This is a genomic window from Afipia sp. GAS231, assembly GCF_900103365.1.
Lineage (GTDB): Bacteria > Pseudomonadota > Alphaproteobacteria > Rhizobiales > Xanthobacteraceae > Bradyrhizobium.
In genome coordinates, this window is the sequence record NZ_LT629703.1 from 1,228,933 (window position 1) to 1,254,639 (window position 25,707).

General features: G+C 62.9%; 26 protein-coding genes. 9 read left to right on the forward strand and 17 right to left on the reverse strand.

What is annotated here, in order from left to right; genetic code table 11:
* The first annotated feature begins 5 nt into the window (after positions 1–5).
* A complete protein-coding gene (flgA, locus tag BLS26_RS05960; RefSeq protein WP_092509278.1) occupies positions 6–1,103 on the forward strand; it encodes a flagellar basal body P-ring formation chaperone FlgA in 1,098 nt (365 codons plus the stop codon).
* Between the two features lie 5 nt (positions 1,104–1,108).
* Positions 1,109–1,861 (forward strand): flagellar basal body L-ring protein FlgH, encoded by a 753-nt coding sequence (flgH, locus tag BLS26_RS05965; protein ID WP_092509280.1) that lies wholly within the window; start codon positions 1,109–1,111, stop codon positions 1,859–1,861.
* 184 nt (positions 1,862–2,045) lie between these two features.
* Here the strand turns inward: flgH and BLS26_RS05970 are convergent, their stop codons facing one another.
* Positions 2,046–2,303 (reverse strand): DUF3551 domain-containing protein, encoded by a 258-nt coding sequence (locus BLS26_RS05970; protein WP_092509282.1) that lies wholly within the window; start codon positions 2,301–2,303, stop codon positions 2,046–2,048.
* A gap of 259 nt (positions 2,304–2,562) precedes the next feature.
* Between BLS26_RS05970 and BLS26_RS05975 the strand changes: the two genes are divergently transcribed.
* Positions 2,563–3,297 carry a carbonic anhydrase gene (locus tag BLS26_RS05975; protein ID WP_092509284.1) on the forward strand — a complete coding sequence of 245 codons (735 nt, stop codon included), beginning with the start codon at positions 2,563–2,565 and terminating at the stop codon, positions 3,295–3,297.
* 24 nt (positions 3,298–3,321) lie between these two features.
* Here the strand turns inward: BLS26_RS05975 and BLS26_RS05980 are convergent, their stop codons facing one another.
* The 4 genes from BLS26_RS05980 to BLS26_RS05995 all read right to left on the reverse strand — a co-directional run bounded on the left by BLS26_RS05980 (position 3,322) and on the right by BLS26_RS05995 (position 6,296).
* The gene (locus BLS26_RS05980; protein WP_092509286.1) at positions 3,322–4,134 is read right to left on the reverse strand and encodes a hypothetical protein; all 813 of its coding nucleotides are present in this window, start codon (positions 4,132–4,134) and stop codon (positions 3,322–3,324) included.
* A gap of 128 nt (positions 4,135–4,262) precedes the next feature.
* Positions 4,263–5,048, reverse strand: a complete 786-nt coding sequence (locus BLS26_RS05985; protein ID WP_092509288.1) for a 2-keto-4-pentenoate hydratase — start codon at positions 5,046–5,048, stop codon at positions 4,263–4,265.
* A gap of 69 nt (positions 5,049–5,117) precedes the next feature.
* Positions 5,118–5,483 carry an RNA polymerase-binding protein DksA gene (dksA, locus tag BLS26_RS05990; protein WP_092509290.1) on the reverse strand — a complete coding sequence of 122 codons (366 nt, stop codon included), beginning with the start codon at positions 5,481–5,483 and terminating at the stop codon, positions 5,118–5,120.
* Positions 5,484–5,684: 201 nt separating this feature from the next.
* Complete coding sequence (locus BLS26_RS05995) at positions 5,685–6,296, reverse strand: NAD(P)-dependent oxidoreductase (protein ID WP_092509292.1); 612 nt, start codon at positions 6,294–6,296, stop codon at positions 5,685–5,687.
* 114 nt (positions 6,297–6,410) lie between these two features.
* Here BLS26_RS05995 and BLS26_RS06000 point away from each other — a divergent pair, with 114 nt between their 5' ends.
* Positions 6,411–6,800, forward strand: a complete 390-nt coding sequence (locus BLS26_RS06000) for a helix-turn-helix domain-containing protein (protein ID WP_092509294.1) — start codon at positions 6,411–6,413, stop codon at positions 6,798–6,800.
* 213 nt (positions 6,801–7,013) lie between these two features.
* Here the strand turns inward: BLS26_RS06000 and BLS26_RS06005 are convergent, their stop codons facing one another.
* Positions 7,014–7,427, reverse strand: coding sequence for a flagellar assembly protein FliX (locus tag BLS26_RS06005; RefSeq protein ID WP_092517681.1), 414 nt, complete (start codon positions 7,425–7,427; stop codon positions 7,014–7,016).
* Positions 7,428–7,692: 265 nt separating this feature from the next.
* On the opposite strand from BLS26_RS06005, the gene BLS26_RS06010 reads away from it, so the two are divergent.
* From BLS26_RS06010 to BLS26_RS06025, 4 genes are all read left to right on the forward strand, one after another.
* Complete coding sequence (locus tag BLS26_RS06010; RefSeq protein WP_092509296.1) at positions 7,693–8,817, forward strand: flagellar basal body P-ring protein FlgI; 1,125 nt, start codon at positions 7,693–7,695, stop codon at positions 8,815–8,817.
* A gap of 35 nt (positions 8,818–8,852) precedes the next feature.
* Positions 8,853–9,179, forward strand: a complete 327-nt coding sequence (flgJ, locus tag BLS26_RS06015; protein ID WP_244541964.1) for a flagellar assembly peptidoglycan hydrolase FlgJ — start codon at positions 8,853–8,855, stop codon at positions 9,177–9,179.
* A gap of 18 nt (positions 9,180–9,197) precedes the next feature.
* The gene (locus BLS26_RS06020; RefSeq protein WP_092509300.1) at positions 9,198–9,683 is read left to right on the forward strand and encodes a hypothetical protein; all 486 of its coding nucleotides are present in this window, start codon (positions 9,198–9,200) and stop codon (positions 9,681–9,683) included.
* Between the two features lie 177 nt (positions 9,684–9,860).
* Positions 9,861–10,226 carry a hypothetical protein gene (locus tag BLS26_RS06025; RefSeq protein WP_092509302.1) on the forward strand — a complete coding sequence of 122 codons (366 nt, stop codon included), beginning with the start codon at positions 9,861–9,863 and terminating at the stop codon, positions 10,224–10,226.
* Between the two features lie 14 nt (positions 10,227–10,240).
* Here the strand turns inward: BLS26_RS06025 and BLS26_RS06030 are convergent, their stop codons facing one another.
* The 4 genes from BLS26_RS06030 to BLS26_RS06045 all read right to left on the reverse strand — a co-directional run bounded on the left by BLS26_RS06030 (position 10,241) and on the right by BLS26_RS06045 (position 13,749).
* Positions 10,241–10,612 carry a hypothetical protein gene (locus tag BLS26_RS06030; protein ID WP_092509304.1) on the reverse strand — a complete coding sequence of 124 codons (372 nt, stop codon included), beginning with the start codon at positions 10,610–10,612 and terminating at the stop codon, positions 10,241–10,243.
* A 28-nt stretch (positions 10,613–10,640) separates the two neighbouring features.
* On the reverse strand, positions 10,641–11,006 hold the full coding sequence (gene flaF / locus BLS26_RS06035; RefSeq protein ID WP_092509306.1) for a flagellar biosynthesis regulator FlaF: 366 nt from the start codon (positions 11,004–11,006) through the stop codon (positions 10,641–10,643).
* A gap of 213 nt (positions 11,007–11,219) precedes the next feature.
* Complete coding sequence (locus BLS26_RS06040; RefSeq protein ID WP_092509308.1) at positions 11,220–12,386, reverse strand: flagellin; 1,167 nt, start codon at positions 12,384–12,386, stop codon at positions 11,220–11,222.
* Between the two features lie 205 nt (positions 12,387–12,591).
* Entirely contained in the window at positions 12,592–13,749 is a 1,158-nt protein-coding gene (locus BLS26_RS06045; RefSeq protein ID WP_371360784.1) for a flagellin, read from the reverse strand.
* Between the two features lie 366 nt (positions 13,750–14,115).
* On the opposite strand from BLS26_RS06045, the gene flbT reads away from it, so the two are divergent.
* Positions 14,116–14,547, forward strand: a complete 432-nt coding sequence (gene flbT / locus BLS26_RS06050; protein WP_092509312.1) for a flagellar biosynthesis repressor FlbT — start codon at positions 14,116–14,118, stop codon at positions 14,545–14,547.
* Positions 14,548–14,592: 45 nt separating this feature from the next.
* Here the strand turns inward: flbT and BLS26_RS06055 are convergent, their stop codons facing one another.
* From BLS26_RS06055 to msrB, 7 genes are all read right to left on the reverse strand, one after another.
* Positions 14,593–16,104, reverse strand: a complete 1,512-nt coding sequence (locus tag BLS26_RS06055; RefSeq protein ID WP_092509314.1) for an aspartate aminotransferase family protein — start codon at positions 16,102–16,104, stop codon at positions 14,593–14,595.
* Entirely contained in the window at positions 16,101–17,291 is a 1,191-nt protein-coding gene (locus BLS26_RS06060) for a RimK family alpha-L-glutamate ligase (protein ID WP_092517683.1), read from the reverse strand. The genes BLS26_RS06055 and BLS26_RS06060 overlap by 4 nt, the downstream gene beginning before the upstream one ends.
* Positions 17,292–17,343: 52 nt before the next feature.
* Entirely contained in the window at positions 17,344–19,020 is a 1,677-nt protein-coding gene (locus BLS26_RS06065) for a hypothetical protein (protein ID WP_244541857.1), read from the reverse strand.
* Between the two features lie 194 nt (positions 19,021–19,214).
* The gene (locus BLS26_RS06070; RefSeq protein WP_092509316.1) at positions 19,215–21,101 is read right to left on the reverse strand and encodes a flagellar protein; all 1,887 of its coding nucleotides are present in this window, start codon (positions 21,099–21,101) and stop codon (positions 19,215–19,217) included.
* A gap of 10 nt (positions 21,102–21,111) precedes the next feature.
* Entirely contained in the window at positions 21,112–22,986 is a 1,875-nt protein-coding gene (gene flgK, locus BLS26_RS06075) for a flagellar hook-associated protein FlgK (protein ID WP_092509318.1), read from the reverse strand.
* 52 nt (positions 22,987–23,038) lie between these two features.
* Positions 23,039–24,901 (reverse strand): flagellar hook-basal body complex protein, encoded by a 1,863-nt coding sequence (locus tag BLS26_RS06080; protein WP_092517687.1) that lies wholly within the window; start codon positions 24,899–24,901, stop codon positions 23,039–23,041.
* Between the two features lie 290 nt (positions 24,902–25,191).
* On the reverse strand, positions 25,192–25,692 hold the full coding sequence (gene msrB / locus BLS26_RS06085; RefSeq protein ID WP_172804553.1) for a peptide-methionine (R)-S-oxide reductase MsrB: 501 nt from the start codon (positions 25,690–25,692) through the stop codon (positions 25,192–25,194).
* Between the last annotated feature and the right edge of the window lie 15 nt (positions 25,693–25,707).

The window sequence follows — 25,707 nt, forward strand, 5'->3', positions numbered from 1 at the left end:
TGGCCATGATTGCCCGCTCGCTCATCCTCGCTTCCGCCCTGCTCGCCGCCTCCGCTTCCTTCGCGGTCGCGCAAAGCCCGCTGGACCAGGCCGACGTCATCGCCGCCCCCGCGCTGCGCGCCAATGTCCAGGTCTCCAGCGACATCGTGCGGATCGGCGACCTCATCGACAACGCCGGCTCGGCCGCGCAGATCGCGATCTACCGCGCGCCGGATCTCGGCACCACCGGCTCGCTGCCGGTGCCGGCGGTGATCAATGCGCTGCGCGCGCATCAGGTGATTGGCGTCGACACCCGCGACCTCAGGGAAATTTCGGTGACGCGACTGGCCCGCTCGATCGAGGGCAAGGATATCGAGGCGCAGGTCGGCCGTGCGCTGGAGCGCAGGAACGGTCTCGGCGACGCTGTCAATCTCAGCCTCACCTTCGACCGCGATCCCGGCGATATCAGGCTGGATGCCGGCTTCACCGGCGCGATGCAGCCCACCTCGGTACGCTACGACAACCGCAACGGCCGCTTCGACGTCACCTTCGAGATTGCCAATGACAACGGCCTCGGCGCGACCAAGCTGCGCTTCACCGGCACGGCGGTCGAGACCGTCGAGGCCGCGGTGCTGGCGCGCAGTGTCGAGCGCAACGAGGTTTTGAAATCCTCCGACGTGATGGTCGAGCGCCGCCCTAAGGCCGAGGTGGGCGGCGACGCCGCCACCCGCGACCGCGCGGTCGGCATGCAGGCCCGCCGCCAGCTCCGCGCCGGCCAGGCCGTCAAGGTTGCTGATTTGGCCAAGCCCGATCTGGTGCAGCGCGACCAGAACGTCACGCTGATCTACGAGTCACCGGGGCTTTACCTCACCGTTCGTGGCAAGGCGATCGAGGGCGGCACCGAGGGTGACGTCGTCAATGTCATGAACCTGCAATCGAAGCGCACGATTTCCGGCGTCGTCACCGGCCGCGGCCAGGTCTCGATTACGGTCGCAACGCCTCGCCCGGCTCCAAGTCCTGTCACAAGTCCGGTCAGCGATGCCACTTCCTCGCTCGAAACACCCAAGTCCACCGCTCCCGTCGCCGTCGCCAACATCAGTGCAGTCGCTGCCAAAACCGAGTAATGTAAATGTCAGTTTCCCGTATCAACCGTCTCGTACTCACCAGCGCGCTCCTTTCGCTGGCGGCCGTTGCAAGCGGTTGCTCCTCGATCGACCGTCTCTCCCAGATCGGCGAAAAGCCGAAGCTGACGGAGATCGAAAACCCGACGACGCAGCCCGGCTACAAGCCGGTGCAGATGCCGATGCCGAAACCCGAGCAGGCGTCGTATAATGCGAACTCGCTGTGGCGGAACGGCTCCCGCGCCTTCTTCAAGGACCAGCGCGCCGCGCGCATCGGCGATCTCCTGACGGTGACCGTCAACATCACCGACAAGGCCAACCTCACCAACGAGACCCAGCGCAGCCGCACCAACAAGGAAGATTCGGGCGTCACCAACTTCATCGGCGCCCAGACCATCACACAGGCGAACAAGATCCTGCCCGGCCGCATCCTGACCGCGGACTCAACCGCTTCGAGCGACGGCAAGGGTTCGGTCAACCGCCAGGAAGCGTTGCAGACCAACGTCGCCGCCGTGGTGACGCAGGTGCTGCCGAACGGCAACCTCGTGGTCGAAGGCAAGCAGGAGATCCGCGTCAACTTCGAAATCCGCGAACTGATCGTCGCCGGCATCGTCCGCCCGGAAGACATCCAGAGCGACAACACCATCGACTCCTCGAAGATCGCGCAGGCCCGCATCGCCTATGGCGGCCGCGGCCAGATCAGCGATATCCAGCAACCCCGCTACGGCCAACAAGTCATGGACGTGCTGCTGCCGTTCTGATGGGCATGATCCCAAAAAGTGGAAACCGGTCTTTGGAAAAGATCATGCCCCACTAAAAGAGTCTTCAAGAGCTCCCACACCTCGTTGCGAACCTAGGCGCGACGAAGTGTTCCAACGCGGCCCTCATCAGCTCCCCTGACGAGGGCCGCGGTCGTTTCAGGTTTGGCGCGTCGCGTCGGCGATGTCAGTGCGAACGGTGACGCGGGTGGGTTCGATCAACGAGCTGGGCGTAGACATTGAGGTAACGATTGGGTGCACAAGTGGCCGTTCGGCCCGAAGCACTCGCCTGGCACTGCGCGTAGCTTGAGAAGGTGCACTCGCCGGCCCCGCCGGCGAATTCATCACCCTGGATGCAATATTGATAATCCTGCGCTGCGGCAGGCGCCAAGCCAATGACGAAAATCGTCGCGGAAGTCGCGAGAGCAAGAAATACGGTACGCATTTTTCCCTCCTGCGTTGAAGCCTCCCGCTCTGTTGGTAGGTCCGGTGCAGGCATTACAGGGTGAGCTAGTTCACATCACCAGCCTCACTGTTAGGTGATCGCGTGATCTTTCTTACTTCGGCGCGATGGATTGCTTCGCTTCGCAATGACGGCTGAACGAACGGCGAATCGAAGTGCTCAGCCGGATTGCTTCACGGCGCAGCCGGTGACATAACCTGAACTCGCCGTGCCATCATTTTTCGTCTTCGGGAGAATAGCGATGTGCCACCTCTGCGATGAAACCGTTCAATCGAGCCAACCAACGCGCCGCCGCTTTCTGACCGCCGCGGGCGGCATCGCCGCCGGTCTGGCCTTTGCGCCCAGCGCCTTTGCCAAGGATACCAAGCCGCCGCCAAAACCGCAGAACGTGATTTCGCCGGACGAGGCGCTGAAGCGGCTGATGAAAGGCAACCGCCGCTATGTCGAAGGCGTCTCGCGCCGGCACGATTTCAAACACGAGCGCGAGGCACTGGCCGGCGGGCAAAACCCATATGCCAGCATCCTGAGCTGCGCGGATTCCCGCATCGCGCCCGAATATGCCTTCGACAGCGGCCGCGGCGATCTGTTCGTCTGCCGCGTCGCCGGCAATTTCGCCAATGACGACACGGTCGCGAGCCTGGAATATTCGGTCGCGGTACTCAGCTCGCCGCTGATCCTGGTGCTCGGCCATGAAAGCTGCGGCGCGGTCGACGCGACGATCAAGTCGCTCAAGGACAACACCACCCTGCCCGGCCATCTGCCCTCGCTGGTCGCAGCATTAGCGCCGGCGGTGAAGGCGGTCGCGGACCAGCCCGGCGACAAGCTCGCCAACGCGACGCGGCGAAACGTCATCGACACGATCGCAAAATTGAAGGCGGCAACCCCGATCCTCAGTGCTGCGGTTGACAACAAAAAGCTGAAAATCGTCGGCGGCGTCTACCGCCTCGGCGACGGCAAGGTCGAGATGGTCGGCTAGAGCTTCATAGCCCGGATGATTGAGCTATTGCGGCGTCGCGCGCCGGATCAAGGCGCAGAGCCCGGTCATGCGGGCGATCGGATGTTCGACGAACAGGCGGCACGACGCCAGCGCGCCCTTGAGCGTGTCAGGCGGCGTCGAAGGCTTCAGGTGCGAAGCGAGCACCGCGCCATGGGCGTGGCCGAGCGCGCGGGTCGAAAGCGTGAGCGTATTAAGCCGCCCGTCGCGTTGCAGCGGCGCCAGCATGGTGCGCAGCAGCGCCAGATAGGACGGCCAATACGCCAGATGCCGGTACATGCTTGCAATCAGTTGCGGTTCGGCGTCCTCGCCGAAACTGTTCAACTCCTCGACCAGCGCGGCCACTTCGGGATCCAGCGCGTCCATCGGCGGCAGTTCGGGAATCCTGGTGCCCGATGGCTTCGGGGCGGTGACGGCCGGCGTCACGGCATCGGCCGGCCGCGGCTCGTAATGCGCCAGCAGCGCGGAGAGCACCACCAGCGCCAGCGCGTTGGTATACTGATAGCTGTCGAGCACGTTGCGAATGATGCCCTGGTCGGATTCGTCGATCCCTGCGGCGAGCAGCGTGTCGGCGGAGAAATCCGGCCATTCGGGCAGCGCGATGCCGCGCCTGACGGCTTCGGCATGCAGCGGTGCGGCACCGAGATAGAGCGGGCGCACCGTCGACCAGGTCCAAGGCAGCGCGCCCGGCATGGTCGCGAGATTGCGCCAAATCAGGTTGACGACGCTGGTGCCGAGCACCTTGCGGATATCGGCATAGATCTCGGCGGTCTCGCCCTTGGCGTCGCTCTCAAGGATCGATGCAACGCTCTCGGCCATCACGCTCACTCAATTCGGAAATTGGACAAAAAAATTCGGTGCGTAGGATGGGTGGAGCGCAGCGATACCCATCACAAGTTCTCGATGCTTATCGGTGGGTTACGGCTTCGCCTAACCCACCCTACGATTCAATTGAAATTCGCCGTCACCGTGCCCAGTCCATCCAGCTCCATCACCACGGTATCGCCGGCATTGAGCCACACCGTCTTGACCAGACTGCCGGTCAGCACGATCTGGCCCGCGTGCAATCCCTTGCCTTCGGCGGCGAGATGATTGGCGAGCCAGGCCAGCGCGTTATGCGGATGTCCGAGCACGTCGGCGCCGGTGCCGCGACCGGCTTCCTTGCCGTTGATCATGGCGCGGCCGGTGACCTTGAGCAGATCGGGCGCGGCCGATCGCGAGACCGGCGCGCCGAGCACGCAGCCGGCGGCGAAGAAATCGTCCGCCACCAGCGTCGGCGCTCCCGCCGTCTCCCATTTGACGTAGCGGTCGTCGACGATCTCGATCGCGGGGTGATAGGCCTCGATCGCCTCCATCACCCATTCGGCCGTGAACGGCGCTTCGGTCGGCGCGAGATGGCGCGCGAGCCTTACCGCGATCTCGCACTCGACGCCGACGCGCACGTAATCGCCGAAGCGCAACGAGGCGCCGCTGTCGTGCACCCCCTTGGCGAACACGCCGCCGGCGCAGGGATGCGGGATGTCGAGATATTGCTGCATGACGGGGCTGGTGCAGCCGATCTTGTAACCGACCAGGGGGCCCACTTGCGGCAGCAGCAGAGCGTGCAGCGCACGCTGAACCCGGTAGCCTTCGGCCTCGTCGCCGGGCGTCATATCAGGCGGAAGTGCCGCCAGCGGCGCGCGGCCACGGCGGGCGGTGGCGATGATCTTTGCGGCCGCGAGAATGTTGTCCATCGGCGGCGGCTTTCTCTTGTCGTGACAACAAGCCTGACCGCATGCTGCGATCAGGCCTCGGGCACTGCCCTATTCGTCGCGATAAACCTTCTCGCGCTTCTCGTGCCGTTCCTGCGCTTCCACCGACAGCGTTGCGATCGGACGGGCTTCGAGCCGCTTCAGCGAGATCGGCTCCCCGGTCTCTTCGCAATAGCCGTATGTGTTGTCCTCGATACGCTGCAACGCGGCGTCGATCTTGGAGATCAGCTTGCGCTGGCGATCGCGGGCGCGCAGTTCGATGGCGCGGTCGGTTTCAGAAGAGGCGCGATCAGCCAGATCGGGATGATTGACGTTCTCTTCCTGGAGGGTTTGCAGGGTGATCTTCGATTCCCTCAGGATCTCGTCCTTCCACGCCAGCAGCTTCGCGCGAAAGTAATCGCGCTGGCGGTCGTTCATGAAAGGCTCTTTTTCGGTAGGTCGATAGTTCTTCAACTTTTCCAAGGCCAGCCCATCTTCACGTGCAAGGCGGGACGGAAAAGTATCCGTCCGCGCGGGCCTTATATAGCGGCGGGTTGTGACAGACAATATCGTCCATCCCCAGGGAGGGGCCGCCCCCAAGGCCTTGCACAGGCAAAACTATCGGGGCGGCCAGCCTGTTTAGTAGCCAACCGTGAAACGCCGCCGGATATGGGCCGGGCGCTCGATCTCGTCGGCGAGTGCAACTGCGAAGTCCTCAAAGGAAATCCAGCTTTTCCCGTCTTCCGCGGTCAAAAGCTGGTCCGTTCCCAGGCGGAACTTGCCGGTCCGCTCGCCGGCCGCAAACAGGGCCGAGGGCGACAGGAAGGTCCAGTTCAGTTCCTTTTCGGCCCGGAGCAGGTCGAGGAAGGCCGCCCCCTTCTCGGCCTCGGCCTTGTATGCCACGGGAAATCCTGACGTCGTTACCAGCCGGACGCCGGGGGCCACCTCGAGGCTGCCGGCGCCGCCGACCACGAGGTAGCGGCCGACGTTCGAATCCCTGGCCGCGCCGATCAGCCGGACCGGATCGCTGTCGAGAAAGTGCACCGAACTGACCGCGGCGTCGTGGCCGGCCAGCAAGGCAGCAAGGCCCGCCTGGTCCATCACGTCGCCCGCGACGGCAGTGACATTGGCCTGGCTCGCGATCTTGCCGGGGTTGCGGGCGATGGCGGTGACGGCATGGCCGCGGCGGGCGAGTTCGGCTGATATGCGCGAGCCGGCGTTGCCGGATGCACCGATGACGGCGATTTTCATAAAGGGTCTCCATTGGCGGGGCGGATGTGGTATCCAATGGTGACTAGATAGCAAAAAGGTTGTAGGTGTTAAGAGAGCACTTTGAGGTCACCTGATTACGCCGGAGTAACCGCCGTGAAAGCTACCAACAACCAAACCGCCAACGCCTATTCCGCGGACTGCCCGACCCGCCAGATTCTGGATCGCATCGGCGACAAATGGGCCGTCCTCATCCTGCTTCTCGTGCGGCACGAACCAATGCGCTTCAATGCGTTACGCCGCACCATTGAAGGCATCTCGCAGAAGATGTTGAGCCAGGTGTTGAAGTCGCTCGAGCGCGACGGGCTGATCAAACGCCGCGCCATCGCCACCGTGCCTGTTACGGTGGAGTATTCGATCACGCCGCTCGGCGCGACGCTGGCGAACGCGGTCGATCCGCTGCGCGACTGGGCCGAAAGCAATCTGAAGGAGGTGTTGAATGCGCAGCGCCGCTACGACGCGCAGCGGAAGCCGATCGCGGCGTAATGCACATGCCCCACGAAAACGGCTCTTTCCACGTCTGCGAGCGAAGCGAAGCAAACCAGTCTTTCTTCGTGCGGCGAGATGGATTGCCGCGTCGCTTCGCTCCCTTGCACAAACGCTTTGCGTTTGTTGCAGGCAATGACGCGGAGAGACATAAGCTGGGCTCGTCGGAGCTACAGCGGAGGCGGCAAGCCGGGCAATGACGAGGTGAGAAAATTAGAACTGACCAGCTTTGGCCAGCTCGACTTCGACGCGGAGCTCGATTTCGGACAGAACCGAATCGAGGCCGGGATCGCCGGAGGATGACTTCAGGTTGGCGGCGGCATCGCGCAGCCGGTTGACGGTCGAGGCATCGAGATTGCCGGACAGCAGCCCGAGCTTGAGATCGTCTAGCACGTCGAGCGCGCCCCTGCCCCTTGCCACCGAACGCTTGCGGCGCTCGGTCGGGTCCTCGACGCCCTGCATCGCGAGCAGCGCATCGATGTTGCCGGCGGCCTTCGGTGCCGAGGCGGAACGCGGCTCCTCTGGGGCTGCCGGCGTTTCCGGCAGCGAAAAGCCGGTCGAGCTGGTTCGCCGCGTCTGGCTCGCGGGCGCTCCAAGCGTGGTGCCGTTCGGTCCGTAGATGCGCATCGTCGTGATCTCGTCCGGGAGAAGTGAGCGCAGCATCGCTCCGCTGTGGTTAACGATGTGTAAACGACCCGGCAAATTCTGCCGCCGGCGGCAGTTTCGCCATCGCCCGGGCACCGCTTCCGCACCGGGCTCTCGAACAATTCCTATCAATATCAATGCATTACATGCATCGCGCCGGGTGGCATCGATCTCGCATAGTTAATGGCGGATCACCGTCATGGGAGTGGCGTTGCGATCCGGTTGAAGACCTCGAGGGGAGCACAGGATGCCCGGCATCCGTTCGGCAAGAGTAATCTGGGTGGCCTGCGCCGCGCTGCTGGCGCTGGCGTTGTCGTCCCTTCCTGCAGGCGCGACCTCGCGGATCAAGGACCTCGCCAATATCGAAGGCGTGCGGCAGAACCAGTTGATCGGCTATGGCCTCGTCGTCGGCCTCAACGGCACCGGCGATACGCTGAACAACATCCCCTTCACCAAGCAATCGCTGCAGGCGATGCTCGAGCGCATGGGCGTCAACATCCGAGGCGCCACCATCCGCACCGGCAACGTCGCCGCCGTGATGGTCACCGGCAACCTGCCGGCGTTCGGCACCCAGGGAACGCGGATGGACGTCACCGTCTCCGCGCTCGGCGACGCCAAGAACCTGACCGGCGGCACGCTGCTGGTCACGCCCCTGCTCGGCGCCGACGGCAACGTCTACGCGGTTGCGCAAGGTTCGCTCGCGATCTCCGGATTCGCAGCCGAAGGCGCCGCCGCCAGCATCACCCGCGGCGTGCCGACGGTAGGCCGCATCGCCAACGGCGCCATCATCGAACGCGAGATCGAGTTCGCGCTCAATCGCCTGCCCAATGTGCGGCTGGCGCTGCGCAACGCCGACTTCACCACCGCCAAACGCATCGCCGCCGCCGTCAACGACTTCCTCGGCGTCAAGACCGCCGAGCCGATCGATCCCTCGACGGTGCAGTTGTCGATCCCCCCCGAGTTCAAGGGCAACGTCGTCGCCTTCCTCACCGAGATCGAGCAATTGCAGGTCGAGCCGGATCTCGCCGCCAAGATCGTCATCGACGAACGCTCGGGGATCATCGTGATGGGCCGCGACGTACGCGTCGCCACCGTGGCCGTGGCGCAAGGCAACCTCACCGTGACGATTTCGGAAAGCCCGCAGGTCAGTCAGCCCAATCCGCTGTCGCGCGGCCGTACCGTCGTCACCCCGCGCTCGAGCGTCAGCGTCGCCGAGGACGGCAAGAAATTCGCGGTCGTGAAGGACGGCGTCTCGCTGCAGCAGCTCGTCGACGGCCTCAACGGCCTCGGCATCGGGCCGCGCGACCTGATCGGCATCCTGCAGGCGATCAAGGCCGCCGGCGCGATCCAGGCCGACATCGAGGTGATGTGATGCAGCAGAGCCTGATCAACAGCACCACCGGCAGCATGCCCACCAAGGCAATGATGCCGCTGTTCAAGGGCCGCGCGGATCCGGCGTTCACCGAGGCGCTGGCAAAGGTATCGCCGCAGGCGCAGGCCAAGGCGAAAGCCACTGCAACCGACTTCGAAGCGATGTTCCTCAACTCGATGTTTTCGCAGATGACCACCGGCGTCAAAGGCGACGGCCCGTTCGGCGACACGCCCGGCACCGGCGTCTGGCGCTCGATGCTGACCGAACAATATTCGAAGAATTTCGCCAAGGCCGGCGGCGTCGGAATATCGGACGACGTCTTTCACACGCTGATCATGCAGCAAGCCAACCGCGCCGCCTAATCCAACGGGGAACCCGAGATGAACCAACGTCCTCAGGCAAGACCCGCGCAGACCGCGGCGATTTCCACCCCGGTCGAAGCCCGCAAGCTCGCCGAGAGCCTGATGGACGTGATGAGCGGATTGCTCGGCGTCATCGAGCGCGAGACCGAACTGGTCCGCGCCGGCAAGCTGCACGAAGCCATGCAGCTAGAACCGCAGAAGAGTGAACATTCGCGCCGCTACGCCCTCGCGGTCGAAAGCCTGAAGAACTCGCAGGCCTATCTCGAGCAGGTCTCGCCAGAACTGCTGACTACTCTGAAGCGCCATCACGACACCTTCCGCGCGATGCTGCAGATCAATCTCACCGTGCTCGCGACCGCGCATGCGGTCTCCGAAGGAATCGTGCGCGGCGTCAGCAGCGAGATGCAGCGTCGCAGCATGCCGAACAGCTATACGGCTTCCGGCGCGCGCACGACGCCGGGCCCGCGCCACCACGCGCCGCTCTCGGTCAGTCGTTCGCTCTGAATGTTGCCCCATGCACGGGTCCTGGCGCGCCGGGAACAATTCAATTTTTCAATAAATCAGCGCATCCGCGTCAGAGCCTCCTTCAGCGTGTTCCCTAACTCCATATTGAGAGGTCACGAGATAAGTTGCGGATGACGAGGGGTTGGGATTTGACTCGCAGCAAGCCAGGAGGCTGCCATGAGTACAGATTTCAGCATCAGGCCGGTGGGGACGCCGGCCGCTACACCTATTGTGCAGGCCCCAAGCCAAGCAGCGGGCAAAGCGGTCGCGACTGAACTGCCGGCGCGCAAGAGCGTCACCGTGGCTGACACCGGCGCAGCCGTACGCAATGATCCGCAGACCGGGAGCAATTCAGTATCGCATCAGGCGTTTATCGATCGCGCCGCGGGCTCGATCGTCTATCAAGTCGTCGACAACAGAACCAGCCTGGTGGTACAGCAATTCCCCGATGAAGCCGTCCTGCGCCGTCGCGCCTATTTCCATGCGCTGGATCTCACAAAGAGCGCGCTCGAGCGTCCTCTTGCCACCGACCGCAAGGCCTGAGCCCGCTCGCCCGGTTACTGGCTCAGGGTGGCAACCGCGGTGTCGAGGAAGGTTCCGCCGGTCGCGGGATCGGTGACGACGTTTTTGATTTGCGCGGTTCCGGCCTTCGCGGCCAACGTAAACTTCGTATCGCCAACCCGGAACGAGTTGTCCTTGATCAGGACGCTCTGGTGTTTGATCGTGCTGCCGCTGTGGTAACTCACCTGCGCGCGGTAGCCGTTGACGTTCGAGACCGTGAGCGTGAACGATTTCTTATCCTGGTAGGTGCCCGACCAGGTGCCCTGATAAAGTGTGGGATCGACGGCGACATACTGGGTCCTGGACGGAACCCCGGCCGATCCGACGGACTTGTAGGCGGCTGACAAGATGCTCGTGAGGTCGACCATGGCCGCGCTCCGCCGGATCGAAAAACCGTCAGACCTGACCCGACAGGCCCGCGGCGATGTTGCAGTTGATGTCGATCAGCGATTTCAGCTTCGCCGGATCCGGATTGATCTGCATGTCGATCGTCTGCTTCATGACGAACACGCCGATATTCGCGATGTTCTGCCTGATCTCCAACGACTGCGGGTTGTCGTTGGTTTCCGCCGCGCTCATGAAGATCGACCACAGCCGGCGGTTGAACAGCAACGCTTGATGCAGGCTCTTGTCAGGGCCGGTCCAGTTGACCTGGACGTCCTGTAATTGTCTTGCTGCCTTCAGCAGGGCCTGCGCCTCGATTTCCCGAGGGGATGCCGTCGTGTGTGACGTGCGGGCATAGGCTTGAGCGGCATGAGACATCCATCACCTCTGGGAACGCTTTACGCAGGGACAATTCGAAAGCTGCCCAACGCTTGTACGGCGCTGCCTTTAAAATATGGTTAGTAGTTGTTACCGTATTTGTCCGGAGTTGGGCAAAGAAGGCCGTCATGACCGACGGCACGGCACGGTGGTCAGGTCAAGAAAGCGGCGGGATTTCCCCCGCCGTTTTGGTCTTGTTTCTTGCCGTCGGGATCAGCGCAGGAGCTGCAGCACGCTCTGCTGCGACTGGTTGGCCAGCGACAGCGCGGAGACCGCGATCGACTGGCGGGTCGACAGCGCCTGGCTGTTGGCCGCTTCCTCGTTGGTATCGGCCACCGTCAGGTTGGCCGAGCCGGTCTGCAGCACGTTGATCAGGTTCTTCGAGAAATCCTGACGGATCTGCACGACGGAGAGGTTCGAGCCGAGAGACGAGGCTTCCGTCCGCAGCGCGCTCGACGCGGCACTGATCTTGGCGATCGTCGCATTGGCCGAACTGTTGTCGAGGAAGTCGGTACCGGAGACCAGCGGGCTCAGGCCGAGGCCAGCCGCGCTGTAAGTGACGCCGGCGATGTTGAGCGTGGACTTGCCGGTTTCGTTGAAAGTCAGTTTGAGGTTGTCGCCGTTGAGCAGGTTGATGCCGTTGAAGGAAGCATCCTGCGCCGTGGTGGTGATCTGCGTGATGATGTTGTTGTACTGGGCGACCAGGCTGGCGCGAATGGTCTGCGAAGCCGAATCGGCAACCGGCGGGGCAACCGCGCCAAAGGTCACCGTACCACCGCCCGTCGCGGTATAGGTGACGGCGCCGATGGTGGACGAAGCCGCGTCGTTCGACGTGGTTATGACAAGCTTGTTGGCGCTGTCGAGGCTGGCGGTCAGGTTGTTGGCCGCCAAAGCGGTGTTCAACTGGGCAAGGGACTCGTTGGCGCCGAAGGTGATGCTGGTCGCCGTTCCGCCGCCGGTCGCGGCGATTGCCAGAACGTCGCCGGCTTTGATGGTAACGCCATCAACCAGATTGGTCGGGGTGCCACCGAGGGCGGCAGCCGAAGTCACCGTCGACTTGGGTGAATAACCAGTGGTCGTCTGCAGAACCTGGCTGGCGATCGACTTCGCGGTATCGACCAGCTTCTGCAGCGAGGTGAGGCCGGTGTTGGCAGCCTGCAGCACCTGCACGCCGTTGCCGATACCATCGAGCAGATTGTTGATGTCGCTGGCGCGGTTATCGAGACCCTGCGCGGTGAAGAAGTTGGTCGGGTTGTCGAGCGCCGAGTTAACCTTCTTGCCGGACGAAAGGCGGCCCTGCGTGGTGGCTAGCAGTTCGGCGGTCGACTGCAGCGACAGCAGGTTCTGGCGAACCGATGCCGAAAGGACAATACCGGACATGTGTCAAACCTTCCTAGTTTACGTCCCGCCGTTCTACGGTAACTCCTTTAAGTTATAGTTAATGCCGGCTTAAGTTGTTTGATTAACGCTTTCTTAAAGCGCGCCGCTATGCCCTGCGGACGGGCTTCGGCGTGTTGAACCACCAAAACGAAAAAAAACGGCGGGGTTTCCCCCGCCGTTTTGGTCTTGTTTCTCGCTTTCGAGATCAGCGCAGGAGCTGAAGCACGCTCTGCTGCGAGGTATTGGCCAGCGACAGCGCGGACACCGCGATCGACTGGCGGGTCGACAGCGCCTGGCTGTTGGCCGCTTCCTCGTTGGTGTCGGCCAGCGTCAGGTTGGACGCGCCGGTCTGCAGCACGTTGATCAGGCTCTTGGAGAAGTCCTGGCGGAGCTGCACGACGGACAGGTTCGAACCCAGCGCCGACGCTTCGGTGCGGAGCGAGGTGCTGGCCGCGCTGAGCGTGACGAGCGCCTTGCTCGCAGAGCTGTTGTCGAGGAAGTCCGTTCCCGCGGCCAGCGAAGAAAGGCCAAGGCCCCCAGCGTTGAAGGTGACACCGGTGATGTTGAGCGTGGACTTGCCGGTTTCGTTGAAAGTCAGCTTGAGGTTGTCGCCGTTGAGCAGGTTGATGCCGTTGAAGGAAGCATCCTGCGACGTGGTCGAGATCTGCGTGATGATGCTGTTGTACTGGTTGACCAGGCTGGTGCGAATAGCCTGCGAAGCAGGATCTGCAACCGGCGCGACAGCAGCGGCGAAGGTCGCCGTACCAGCGCCGGTAAGGGTGACGAGGCCGACGGTCGACGAGGCCGCGTCGTTCGTCGTGGTGAAGACGAGCTTGTTGCTGCTGTCGAGGCTGGCGGTGAGGTTGTTGGCCGCCAAACTGGTGTTCAACTGGGCAAGGGACTCGCTCGCGGTTAGGGTGATGCTGGTCGCCGTTCCGCCACCAGTGGCGGCGATGGCCAGAACGTCGCCGGATTTGATGGTAACGCCATCAACCAGATTGGCGGCGGTGCCACCGACGGCGGCAACCGAACTCACCGTCGACTTGGCCGAATAGCCGGTGGGCGCCTGCAGGACCTGGTTGGCGATCGACTTCGCGGTATCGACCAGCTTCTGCAGCGAGGTGAGGCCGGTGTTGGCAGCCTGCAGGACCTGCACGCCGTTGCCGATGCTGTCGAGCAGGTTGGTGATGTCGCTGGCGCGGTTGTTGAGACCCTGCGCGGTGAAGAAGTTGGTCGGGTTGTCGAGAGCCGAGTTGACCTTGTTGCCGGTGGCAAGGCGGTTCTGCGTGGTGGAGAGCAATTCCGCGGTCGACTGCAGGGAGAGGAGGTTCTGGCGAACCGAAGCCGAGAGAACAATAGCCATGTTCATACCTTTCTGGTGTGAAACTAGAGTGCGTGCCTACTCCCGACCTGTTCTGATCGGGTGACCGGCCGACCGTGCAGCCTAGCCTCTAAGAAAATATGAATTCGATACCGCACTATTGATCTGTCGGTCACGCCGGCGACAGCCCGCCTTGGGTTTTCGTCATCGCGTCATTTGCACACGACATTGATAATACTGCACATTCACACGATCTCTTGCCTCGTTTACCAAGCGTTAACCGTAATCAGAAAGGATTGTGGCGCACCGGCCGAAGAAGCCTCAGCGCGTATGTGGCGCGGCCCAAGCCGGTATCCATTCGAATACACAGTGACGGTCGCTCACGTGAGGCAGCAACGGAGAACAGACATGGCCCTGAAAGTCGAGCTCAAGCCGAACGAACGGATCATCATCGGCGCCTGCGTCGTCACCAATACCGATCAGCGCGCCCGGCTTTTGATCGACGGCGACAGGATCCCGATCCTGCGTGAAAAAGATATCCTAACGCCCGAGACCGCCGACACGCCGGCCAAGCTGGTCTATCTGGCCGTGCAATTGATGTATCTGTCGCCGGATCCGGTGGCCCATCACCTGACCTATTTCAGCCTGTTGCGGGATATCATGAGCACGATGCCGAGCGGATGGTCCTTCATCGAGGGGATCAACAACCACATCCTCAACGGCGATCTCTATCATGCGCTGAAAGAAGCGAAGAAGCTGATCGGCCACGAAGAGACTCTCATCGCCGATGCGAAAAGCTTGCAGGCGGACGATGCGAACATCGAACTCAAATCGGCTTAACGCGCCCGTCTGACCAGGTAGCGCGACCGTCGGAATCCCAATCGCCTACAGCGCCAGGGGCGGCGATTGCTCGATGTCGAGCACCGGCTCGTCTCCGCAAGACGATCGGCTCGCGCCAAACTCCAGTACCGCCGAGATCAGGGCGTCGATGTCGCAGGTATCGGTGCGATGGTTGACGATCGCCGCACGTATCGCGAGTTCTCCGTTCAGCAGCGTCGTCGACGGAGCCGCGATGCCGGACTCCTGGACGTCGATGACGATATCGCCGTTGACGCGATTGGCGTCGGCACATCGATAGCGGAAGCAGACGATATTGAGCTGCACCGGGGCCAGCAACTCGAGCCGGGGCTCCGCCAGGATCCGGGCTTCCAGATATCCCGCAAGCGCGCAGGTTCGGGTGATGACGGCTCCGAGCTTCTCCGTGCCGTAGGTCTTCAGGGTGAACCATGTCTTGAGGGCCCTGAAGCCCCGCGACAGATCCGGACCGAGATCGCAAGGCCAGGGCGAGTTGGCAGCGAGCCCGCGCGTCTCGCGCCGCAGATACGCCGCCGGAGCGGCGAACGTCTGCCGGTGCTGTTCGCCGTCGCGAACAATCAGGAAACCCGCGTCATAGGGCACCTGCCCCCATTTGTGAAAATCAAGCGCAATCGAATCCGCGTTTTCAATTCCAGCCAGCCGCGGCGCGAGCACCGGGGACAGAATGCCGAGTGCGCCATAGGCGCCGTCGACGTGAAACCAGAGTCCCTCTTCCCGGCATAGCGAAGCGAGCGCCACCAGATCGTCGATGGCACCGATATCCACCGTTCCCGCCGAGCCTACGACGAGGAATGGATTCAAACCGGCCTCGCGGTCCAATTCGATCTGGGCGCGCAGCCCTGCCAGGTCGATGCGGTGAGACCGGTCCACCCTGATGCAGCGCAATGCATCGCTCCCGAAGCCGGCGATATCCATCGCCTTGGCGATGCAGCCGTGCGCCGCGACCGAGGTATAGGCAGTCAGTGACGCACCTTGGACGCCGCGCTGCCGGACCGATCGTCCGAGCGCCGTTGTTCGCGCCACCAGCACCGCCATCAGATTTGCCATCGACGTCCCGGTGACGAAAATGCCGCTCGCGCCATTCGGAAAGCCGAACATCTGGCGCGTCCATTCGACGATCTGGCGCTCGACCTCGACCGGAATGTGATCGCGCCCGCCGAGATTGGCGTTCAGTCCGGCCGCCAGCATCTCCGCCAGCATGCCCACCGCCGTGCCGCCGCCGTGCACCCATCCCATGAAGCCGGGATGAACGTTGCCCGTCGCGTAGGGAAGTATGAAATCGGCGAACTCCCGATAGACATCACCGAGATCGGAAGATTCACGCGGAAGCTCGGCGCGAAACCGGGCGCGAGCCTCATCCGGTATCGGCTGCCAGACCGGCCGCGCGCGAATATTGGCGGCATAGTCGATCATGTCATCGAGCATGCGATGACCCTGCGCGCGGATCTCGTCCCAGTTTTTCGGATCGAGCGTCTCGCTCGACCCGGACTCCACGCTGCGGTCGCGCAACACCTTGGTCACGCCGCCCGCTCCCGGCCACGTCGCGCGCGGCGCTCCAGCATCGCCGCGAATGCATCGAATATCTTGTGCATCTGAGGCGACTTGTACGGAAACACGCTGGGCGGATCCATGTTGTGCACGACAGCCGTGTTGTCGGCCTCGAAGATCAGCAGCGATCCATCGCCGGTCTCCGCACAATCGATCATAAAATATTCGAGACCGACGCGTTCGACGAGCGCTGCAAGTGCCGTCTGGTGGCGGCGGGCGAATCCGATATCGAACGTGTGCATGAATGTCTCTTCCTCGAGACGCTTGCTTGCACTCGCGGTCATTCCCGCGTTGAGATACCAGATGTCCCATCGCTCGGCGATCGCCATGTGGCACGCGTAAGCTCGACCATCGACGAACACGACCCGGTACTTCCGAAACAGGCCATCCTCGCCGGAGTAATCGACAAAGCGCGAGATGAAGAATTCCTGCTCCTGCCTCTCTGCAAGATAGCGTTCCATCTGGGCGCCATCGTCGAGCTTGGCCAGCCCGACCCCGGCATGCGAGCCCCGCGGCCTGACGACGACGGGAAAGGCGAGTTCGGTTGCGATCGCGGCAAGTACCTCGGCCGAGCGCGACACTTCTTGCAGTTGCCCGCGAGTGACAGCGATTGTTGCCGGAATGACCAGCCCTTCGATATCGGCAAGCAGACGGTGAAGCTTGTCCCGGTCCAGAATGCAGACCTGCCGCGGGATATTGAGCAACGGCCGCGGCCAGCGCGCCACGGCCCGATCGATCTTGTCGAGCGCGGCCCTGCAATCCTCCGAGTCCGAAGCGATCACAATCGCAACGTCATGATCGGGCAACGGTACTGGCAGTTCGAATTCCGGGATCACGTACAGGGTCATGAGATCGATGCCGGACTGTTCAAGCAGGAATTCGATCGGCGTGTTGCTGCCCATGTCGGTGGCTGCGGCGAGCGCAAGAACCCTCAATCGAGGCTTGGTCGCCAGGCACGGCGAGCGAAACAGCCGCTGGGATTTGAGCACGTCCTGCTGGATGGCAAGGCCCGTCTGCTTGTCGCCGAGCAACTGCGCGATCAGCGACAGGTCAAGCCCCTCACCTGCATCCGCTGTGCCGTCAATCAGCTTGGCGATCAGGTCGCGCCACATCGGGCGAAGGTCCGCGCCGTCGAATGCCAGCTTTGCCAGCTTGGCCATGCCGATCTTGTCCGCGCATTCCGGTTCGGCGACGGCGAGCGGTTCGTGAAAATCAGGATGCATTTGGAATCTCCATCAAGTTCAAGCCGTCGAAATGCGCAAGCAGCCACTCGATCTTTGAAACGATTGCGCCGACATGACCGAGTTCGCGCTGCAGATTATCATGAGCTGTGTCCAGGTCGGGCGACCACGTCTCGGTGACGAGGCGTGCGCTTGCCGAGATGCGAAGCGCCGCGACCGGACCCTGCTCGACGTCGTTCAAGGCGACGGGTTGGCCGACAAGACAAGGCTTCGCTGCGATTTCCGGCGCACACCCGCGTCCACTCGCCGCGACTGCATCCTGCGCATCGCGTGCAAGCCCACGATATATCGTCCTGCAATCAGACGGAGACAAAAGCCGATCGCCACACCTGATCGCAAACGGAAAGATCGTCGTCTGAGCCAGTTCCTCGTCGTCCGCGCTGGCGCCTTCCGGCTTTTGCTGCGGCGGCAACGGGCGAAGAAACGACGATGACGCGATGATCCGTTCCACGCCTGCGCGAAACGTCGTGAGAGCCAGCACGCGAAACTCGTCGGGCACGCTGTAGTAGGCGCGGATTTCCTCGAGTGCGGCCTCCCAGCGAAGCCATTGGCCGAAATTGGTACGGACCGGAAAGCGCGCGCGGAGGGCCGACCACGGCATCGGCCAGTCGCTGCGGCTGCTATATTCACAGAGCCCCGATGCAATCCCGGGAACCGCATCGAGCGCATTCGAGAGCACGGCAGGCACCAGCAGTGCACCGCTAAAGGCAGGGCCGGTGAAAAACTTGGAGCCGGTAACGATCACCAGATAACCACGATCGAGATATTTTCGCAGCCGCGGACGACCGAGACGCATTTGGCAGGCATCGACGACGACCTGGACCTGTTGGGGCCAGCGTATCGATATCTCCTCGAGACACGCCTCGCTTGGAGCGCGCCAGCCCAGCTTCGACGAATCCATGACTTGAAGAAGAACGTTGCTGCCGCTCGCAACCAGCTTTTCGATCGCAGCGAGAACCCGTGAATCGGTCTCGGTGTGCGGGCAGAAGTCACCGCCATCATCGAACAGCGGCAGTGCGACGCTTGCGACCGAATGCGCCAATCCGGCGATGGGCTCTCCCTTTCGAACCCGAACTCCGTTCGCCGTCGCGGCCCTGAAATGATGGCCCCGCGCGGTGTCTGCGGTTCCGCTTCCGGTTTGATCGGAAGCCACGATGACGGTCGTCAGCGCAGGACCGCGCAGCGCCCGGGTCAGAAACAGCGCATGAAGCTGGGCGTCGGTGCCCGACGGCGCGAAGATGACTTCGGCCCGCGTTCCGGATATTCCGAGATGAGCTTTCAATTCGTCGCGCATGGCTTCGACGCGGGCTTCGAATGCTCCGTCGATACCGATGGCGATCGCCGACCGCATCAGGGAATCCCGCGCTTCCGCCGCACGCCCATAGGCTCGGGCCGATATCGATGTCGCCGTGCTTGAGGCAAAACTCAGCGTGCCCGGACAAGGAAACGGCTGGCAGCCATATTCGTTGGTGCCGCTCGTCGGGTCGATGTCGAGCCGCGGATCGCCGCCGCCGCGGAGCAGACCCTCCAGCGGCCCGAACAGATCGGCCATCGCGGCAGCCGAACGGGATCGATCCTGAGAGATCGGCGCCTCGACCGCCTGCAACCGAAGCGAGGCGCTCAGCGTCGACATGTTTTCACGCAGCATCCGCCTCGCTCGCGGGCACGGAAAATTGCGAACTGGCATCGATGCCGGAAACCCGTCCGCCGAAGCAGGGCGCGGCTACCACCAGGTGAACTTGATCGGTCATGAACGGCTCCGAAGCGGCCGACGCAAGCCGCAGTCCTTACCTAACTGTAAATAAGCGTGGTTAACGAAAACCTAACGCCCGGCCCGCAGGACTATCCCGCCGGCAGATACTTCACGAGGCTCAATTGGGAGAGCATCGACGTGGTCTGGTAGGAAGCCTGCAGGCTGGTCTGAAGAGCCAGAAGCTGGCTCGCCACCTGGTCCGGAGAAATCGTCTCGGTCTGGTCGACGACGTTCTGCAACATTACCTTGGCCTGCTTTTGCCGCGCCGTGGCGTCGCTCATCGTGGTCTGCGCCATTGCCAGATCGGTCTGGATATCCTGGATCGTCTGCTTTCCCGGCTGCGCGGTGAGAGCTTGCGTGATCCGCTGGCTCAGCGCCGATACTTGCGCGGCACCATTCGGATTGGTCGTCGAGGTCGTCACTGCGGCGAACACCGCCAGCGCCTGAAGCTGCGAACGAATGGCCGGCTCGTCGGCCTGGATTCCGTATTCGACCTTCACCGTGGCATCGACCCGCGCTGTTGCCGACGCGCGTGCGGTAGCGGTCGGCCCGGGATTTCCGGTGTACCAGGTGACCGTATTCGCCGGCGTGCCGCTGACCAGCGATGTCGCCGAGCCCAGCGGCGAACCGCCCACCCGCAACGGCGGCACGGTCGCGGTCGCGGTCGCGCCGAAGCCGAGTGCAGCGAACGCGGCCGTATTCGAACTGGAGACCGACAGGCTCGCAGCGTTGTCGGTGTGCAGCGAGATCACGCCGCCGCTGACGGTCGATGGCGTCGAAGTGCCTGTGATCGAATCGATTTTCGTCAGCAGCGTCTGGACGTTGTCGGTGACGTTGAGCTGGTTTCCGGTGGCACCCGAAGCGACAAAGGTGATCGGCGTACCATTGACGGTGATGGTGTCGCCAGCCGCAAAGCTCGTGCCCAGCGAGTCGGTGCCCGCCGCACCGGACAGCAAGGTCGCGCCGGTGATCGGCGCAGGTATCGCCGCATGGTTGTTGACCACGCTACCCGTCGCCGTTCCCGTCGTATTGAAAAAATCATTGCCGGCCTGCACCGCCGACGCCGCTACCAGCGACGTATCGGCCAGCGTGCCGATCGCCGTATTCAAGGCCGCGTTGAGATTGGCCGCCGTCGCCGTCGTGCTGACGCCGATGGCGAAACTGCCGGCCGGCGGCGGCGTCGCGGTGGAGGCCGTCAGCGCAAACGATTCCGTCGACCCGTCAGGCAGATTGAACGTGAAGCTGACCTTGTCGCCATTGTTGGGGTTGGTGGCGCCGAGGTCGATCGAAATACCCGCGGGCGATCCGGACGGGCCGGTAACCGTCGCACCGGTCAGCGACGACGAGACCGAACTCAGCTTCAGGCCGAACGGCGAACCGGCGACATCTTCCGCTACCTTCACCGACGTTGCGGTCGGGGACGTAATGACGAGACGACCGAGACCGGTGGTGCCGACATCGGCCTGCTTGCGTTCGGCGATGACCTGCTTCAATCCGGCCTGCGTCGTCGTCCCGTTCAGGATGTCGTCCATCGACGCGACCGACGGGGTGGTGACGGCCGTACCGGAAAACAGGAAGCGGTCTCCGGCCTGGGTATTGAGAATTCCGAGCATCGAGGAAAGCTGCGAGGTCGCGGTTTGCTGGGCGATGCTCTGGCCGGCGGTGTTCAACGCCTGCGAGGAACTGTTCGAGCTGTTCTGGATCGTCTTGCCGATATCGTTCATCGCCTGCAGCACGGTGTTGGCGACACCGATGCTGGAATTGATGACGGTCATCGTATCGGTGAAGGCGGACATGCCCGACAGTTGCGACCGCGCGGCCATGGCAAATCCTTCGTTGACGCCCATGCCCGCATAGGTCGTCGACTTGTCTCCGGTCGTGAGCTGGGACTGCAGAACCGTCATCTGGTTCTTCAGGGTCTGAACCGACTGGTTCAGGATCAGGGAGCCGGCGTAACTGAGGGAGTTGATTGCCATATCGTCCGCCTTATACCTGCGCCTGCAGCAAGCTGTTCATCATGCTCTGAACCACCGACATCACGTGGGCATTGGCGGCATAGGAATTCTGCAGCGCGATCAGGTTCGCCATCTCGGCGTCGATGTTGACGCCGGAAGTGGACTGCATCTTCTGCTTCAACGTGTTGACGACGACATCCTGGCCCTGCTGAAGCTGGATCGCGGTGGTGGAAGCGTTGCTCTGCAGACTGAGGAACTGCTGCATGTAGCTGCTGAGCGTTCCCTTCAAGGGCGCCGCCGCCGTACCCAGTCCGGTCGCGGACGAGTAGCTGAAGGTTCCGGATGTCAACTGGTTGTAGAGAAAGTCGGAACGCGTGGTGTCGCCGGCCTGGGTCGCGGGCGAGGTGTTGTAGACCAACAGCTTGGAAGGATCGCTGAGAACGGCGGCGTTCACCGTGATGCGTCCCGCCAGTCCGGTGAACTGCGAACCGCCGGCGGTGATCGCGCCGCTGTAGAGCGAGGCGCCGTCGGTGAACAACGCCAGTTGCGGGCTTCCGTTCGCCAGCGACGTCGCCGTCTTGGTGACCGAGGCCGCGTTGACGGTCGCAGCCGACGCACCGTTGTCGACGACGCGCAGCGTCGACCCGGACGGATTGGAGAACTGAAGGTTGGCGCCGCCGAGCGCGGCGTTCAATTGGGTCACGATCGACGCCATACCACTCGCAAAATTGATGCCGATCCGCATCGGATTGGCGCCGGTGGCGTTCGACAGCGGAAGCACGGAGGGATCGTCGACGCGAACGATCGAGACCTGATGCTGGGTGTTGGTCGCGGTGTCCGTATAAGTGAGATTGACGGTGTTGCCCGGCAGCATGTTCGACAGGTCGAGGTCGAAGCCGGCCTTGGGCGCCAGCGCTGCGGGCGCCGCGGCGCCGGCCGTGGTCTTATCCGACAGCGCGCTCGCCATCGCGGCGGCCAACTGGTCGACCTGCGTCTGCGCCTGCACCAGCGTCGTGTCACGCAGCGTCAGGTCGGCCGCGATCTGCCCGGACTTGAATGAATTCGACGCGACCATGTCGATCGACGCACCGTTCGCCAGCTTGCACGAGATCGTGCCCGCCGAGGACTTGGTCGGATCGGAATTCCACAGCGAATTCGCGTTCAGCGTGCCCTGCGAATTGAAGCTCAGTTGCGAGGCCTGCACGCCGACGAGTTCGACGCCGTTGGACGTATAGACCGTGGCCTGGTTGCTGCCGTTGGTGGAAACGCGAATGTCCATTAGTTGCGAAAGCTGGGTGATCGCGCTGTCGCGCTGATCCATCAGGTTCGCGGCAGTGGGATCGTTCGCGCTCATGCTCTGCAGCTGGGTGTTGAGCTGCGCGATCTGGTTCATCGCCGTATTGGCCTGCCCGACCGAAATATTGAGGTCCTGCTCCATATTGGAACGCAGCGTCTGGATGCCCTGCGTCGTTGCGTTGAGCTGCTGCGCCAGCGACTGCGCGGACCGCGCGGCCGAGATCTGCGTCGACGCGCTTCCCGATGTCGTCGACAGCGACTGCAGCGCCGTCGTGAAATTCGAGAACGCGGTTTCGAGCGAGCCGGCGGCGCCGGGCGTTCCGTAAACCGATTGCAGCTGGGTCAGCACACCCGACATCTGGTCGGCATAGGCGCCGCCGGAGGTCTCGGAACGCAGTTGCGATTGCACGAACTGGTCGAGCGAACGGTTGACGCCGGTGACCCTGACGCTGGAGCCGACGTCGCCGGTGGATTCCGCAACCTGGTTGATGCTGCGGGCGACGTAACCCGGCGTCTGCGCGTTGCCGACATTCGACGATACGATCGAAAGCGCTGCCTGGTTGGCACGCAGCGCCGTCATTGCCGTGGCGAGAGATGAACTCAAACTCATGTTTACCGCCTCAGGTCAGACCAAGCTCACCTTTGCCGCTTGCCGAAATCGATCAACGTAGAACGTTCAAGAGATCCTGAACCATGCTGTTGGCCGTGGTGATCACCTTGGTATTCGCGGAATAAGCCTGCTGGGTCACGATCAGCTTGGTGAACTCGTCCGCGATGTCGGTGTTCGAACCTTCGAGCGACGAGCCGCTGATGGTTCCGGTCGCACCGGCGATCGCCACGCCCGACTGGTTTGTGACGGCATAGGCGCCGCCATCCAGTGCCTTCAGGTAATTGGTGCCGTTGAAGTGCGACACCGAGACGGCCGCAAGATCGAGGTTCTGGCCGTTGGAGAACGTACCGACCACGAGGCCGTTGTTGTTGACCGCGATCGACTGCAACTGCCCCGCCGCGTAACCGTTTTGCGAGATCTGGTTGATGGTCGCGGTGCCGCCGGTCGAGGCATATTGCGTGAGACCACCGGAGCCGAAATTCATGGAAAGATTTCCGACCGACTGGTTGCCAACCGTCACGTTGTTGAGGGTGATGGTCGAGCCCGTCGGGCTGGTCAGCGATCCGTTCGCGCCGAACACGAAGTTGGTGCCGGCGTTGACCCAGGCGGTATTGGTTCCCGTGGCATTCGGATTGGCCTGATAGAACAGGTTCCAGGTATCGGTGTGCGGACTGCCGAGCGCGGAGCTATCGCTCTTGGCCCATCGCAACTGCAGGTTCACCGGCGTTCCCGTCGCATCGTAGGCCGTCACCGCGCCGCCGCTGATGGATTCTTTCGTGAAAACCGAGATGTCGTTACCGATGACAATACCGGTACCCGGCGTTCCACCGCCGGCCCTGTTTTGCGTCACTGAGGCGCCGAAGCCGAGCGCAGCCCATCCCGCGGCGCTACTTGCTATGTTCAGGTTCGAGCTCGTGCCGGTACTCAGGGTGACGGCGCCGGTCGAGCTAACCGTCGAGGGAACGCTGGTGCCGGTGATAGTGTCGATCGCCGTTAAAAGAGTCTGGACGGTGTTGGTGGCTTTGGTAACGTCGATAGAAAGGGTGCTGGGGGGCGTTGCCGAGCCGGTGTTGCCCGTACCGCTGTTGTTGAAAGCAATGGTGTTGCCGTTGATGACGATGGTGTCGCCCGCGACGAAGTTCGCTGACAGCGAATCCGTCGTGTTTGCGGCGCCATTGAGTTGCGTCGCGACGTTGACGGGCCCGGGAGGAGCGAACTTGTTGTTGACCTGGCTTCCCGTGATTGTCGCATTGGAATATGGCGCCGGCGGCGTGCCGAGCACGAGCGGATTGTGGTTGACAGTGAAGTCGAGCGGATTGAGGCCTCCCGCGGCCGTCAGCGTTCCGGCGGCGGCGCCGGAAGCGGCCGCGGTCGACGGCGTGGTCGGAAGGTTGGCCGCATATTGAATGGCAGTCGTCGCCTGCGCCGGGACGAAGTTGTTCTGGAATTGCAGCACCTTCGGTACGTTGCCGATCGGGTTGCCGGTCTTCGGGTCGACCGTCACGCCCATCAGGTAGTAGCCGGCGCCGTTGACGAGATTGCCGCTGGCATTGAGCTGGAAGTCGCCGCGCCGCGTGTAGTCGGTGGTGCCGTCGAACACCGGCAAGTTGTCGGTGATCCCGATCGGCTTTTGCACGTTGAAGAAGCCCTGGCCGTTGATGGCCATGTTGGTCGCGACCGTCGTCGACGTCACCGTGCCCTGCGTCGTGATGGTCGCCTGCGCGAAGGCGGTGACGCCGCCGGCCACCTGCCGGTCCGGCGTCGCCGACTGCGGGATGAGATCCTCGAAGCTGGTACCGATGCCCTTGTAGCCGGTGGTCGAGGCGTTCGCGATGTTGCCCGAGATGTTCTGGAGCGCGAAGGATTGCGCCTGCAAACCGCCGACGGAAGTGTTCAGTGCGTCAAAAATACCCATGACATCGTCTCCAAATTCGATCCGGGCGGCCAACCGATCCGCAAAACTGGGGCCGCAGTCGCAGGAGAGATTCGCAAGGGCTATGCCAAACCCGAAAGTCCTTTCATTTCAGATGGTTAAATAAAAAGCCCCGGTCCAGGGACCGGGGCACAATTGCCGAGCGGGGCAACAATTGCCGGGCGAAAAGCGTCGGGCATGCTTGAACGGGGTTCAATCAGGCCCACCGCCCATCGTTATGTTTTGCGCATGATCTTTGCCGGAAAACCGGAACCACTTTTCCGGATCATGCGCTAGGAAGCCGTCGGCGTCGCCGGGTGGAACACCAGCGCAAAACCGTCCATGCAGTAGCGCAAACCGGTCGGCTTCGGTCCGTCGTCGAAGACGTGGCCGAGATGGCCGCCGCAGCGGCGGCAGTGAATTTCGGTGCGCAGCATGCCGAAGGTGCGGTCCTCGGTCTTGCCGACGGCGTTCTCCAGCGGCTGGTAGAAACTCGGCCAGCCGGTGCCGCTCTCGAACTTGGTTTCCGAGGAGAACAGCGGCAGGTCGCAACCGGCGCAGGCGAAGGTGCCCTTGCGGTGCTCTTTCAGCAGCGGACTCGAGCCCGGCCGCTCGGTGCCTTCCTTGCGCAGGATCTCATATTGCTGCGGCGTCAGTTGCGCACGCCATTCGGCATCGGTCTTTTCGATCTCGAATTTTTCGGCGGCTTGCGCCGGCGAGGCGCGCAGCCAGCGGAACGCAAAAAGGCCAAACAGGCCGGCTGCGGATGCGAGCAGGATACGGCGGTCGATCATGGGGGTCTCCGTGCG

Excerpts from the sequence above, each read along its gene's own strand:
- BLS26_RS06045 (WP_371360784.1), bottom strand. The coding sequence starts at position 13,749 with ATGGCTATTGTTCTCTCGGCTTCGGTTCGCCAGAACCTCCTCTCCCTG.
- BLS26_RS06025 (WP_092509302.1), top strand. The coding sequence starts at position 9,861 with ATGAGTACAGATTTCAGCATCAGGCCGGTGGGGACGCCGGCCGCTACA.
- BLS26_RS06065 (WP_244541857.1), bottom strand. The coding sequence starts at position 19,020 with ATGCTGCGTGAAAACATGTCGACGCTGAGCGCCTCGCTTCGGTTGCAG.
- BLS26_RS05970 (WP_092509282.1), bottom strand. The coding sequence starts at position 2,303 with ATGCGTACCGTATTTCTTGCTCTCGCGACTTCCGCGACGATTTTCGTC.
- msrB (WP_172804553.1), bottom strand. The coding sequence starts at position 25,692 with ATGATCGACCGCCGTATCCTGCTCGCATCCGCAGCCGGCCTGTTTGGC.
- flgA (WP_092509278.1), top strand. The coding sequence starts at position 6 with ATGATTGCCCGCTCGCTCATCCTCGCTTCCGCCCTGCTCGCCGCCTCC.
- flgJ (WP_244541964.1), top strand. The coding sequence starts at position 8,853 with ATGCCCACCAAGGCAATGATGCCGCTGTTCAAGGGCCGCGCGGATCCG.
- BLS26_RS05995 (WP_092509292.1), bottom strand. The coding sequence starts at position 6,296 with ATGAAAATCGCCGTCATCGGTGCATCCGGCAACGCCGGCTCGCGCATA.
- flgH (WP_092509280.1), top strand. The coding sequence starts at position 1,109 with ATGTCAGTTTCCCGTATCAACCGTCTCGTACTCACCAGCGCGCTCCTT.
- BLS26_RS06010 (WP_092509296.1), top strand. The coding sequence starts at position 7,693 with ATGCCCGGCATCCGTTCGGCAAGAGTAATCTGGGTGGCCTGCGCCGCG.
- BLS26_RS06060 (WP_092517683.1), bottom strand. The coding sequence starts at position 17,291 with ATGGCCAAGCTGGCAAAGCTGGCATTCGACGGCGCGGACCTTCGCCCG.
- BLS26_RS05980 (WP_092509286.1), bottom strand. The coding sequence starts at position 4,134 with ATGGCCGAGAGCGTTGCATCGATCCTTGAGAGCGACGCCAAGGGCGAG.
- flaF (WP_092509306.1), bottom strand. The coding sequence starts at position 11,006 with ATGTCTCATGCCGCTCAAGCCTATGCCCGCACGTCACACACGACGGCA.
- BLS26_RS06040 (WP_092509308.1), bottom strand. The coding sequence starts at position 12,386 with ATGTCCGGTATTGTCCTTTCGGCATCGGTTCGCCAGAACCTGCTGTCG.
- flbT (WP_092509312.1), top strand. The coding sequence starts at position 14,116 with ATGGCCCTGAAAGTCGAGCTCAAGCCGAACGAACGGATCATCATCGGC.
- BLS26_RS06030 (WP_092509304.1), bottom strand. The coding sequence starts at position 10,612 with ATGGTCGACCTCACGAGCATCTTGTCAGCCGCCTACAAGTCCGTCGGA.
- BLS26_RS06020 (WP_092509300.1), top strand. The coding sequence starts at position 9,198 with ATGAACCAACGTCCTCAGGCAAGACCCGCGCAGACCGCGGCGATTTCC.
- BLS26_RS05985 (WP_092509288.1), bottom strand. The coding sequence starts at position 5,048 with ATGGACAACATTCTCGCGGCCGCAAAGATCATCGCCACCGCCCGCCGT.
- BLS26_RS06005 (WP_092517681.1), bottom strand. The coding sequence starts at position 7,427 with ATGCGCATCTACGGACCGAACGGCACCACGCTTGGAGCGCCCGCGAGC.
- flgK (WP_092509318.1), bottom strand. The coding sequence starts at position 22,986 with ATGAGTTTGAGTTCATCTCTCGCCACGGCAATGACGGCGCTGCGTGCC.
- BLS26_RS06080 (WP_092517687.1), bottom strand. The coding sequence starts at position 24,901 with ATGGGTATTTTTGACGCACTGAACACTTCCGTCGGCGGTTTGCAGGCG.
- dksA (WP_092509290.1), bottom strand. The coding sequence starts at position 5,483 with ATGAACGACCGCCAGCGCGATTACTTTCGCGCGAAGCTGCTGGCGTGG.
- BLS26_RS05975 (WP_092509284.1), top strand. The coding sequence starts at position 2,563 with ATGTGCCACCTCTGCGATGAAACCGTTCAATCGAGCCAACCAACGCGC.
- BLS26_RS06070 (WP_092509316.1), bottom strand. The coding sequence starts at position 21,101 with ATGGCAATCAACTCCCTCAGTTACGCCGGCTCCCTGATCCTGAACCAG.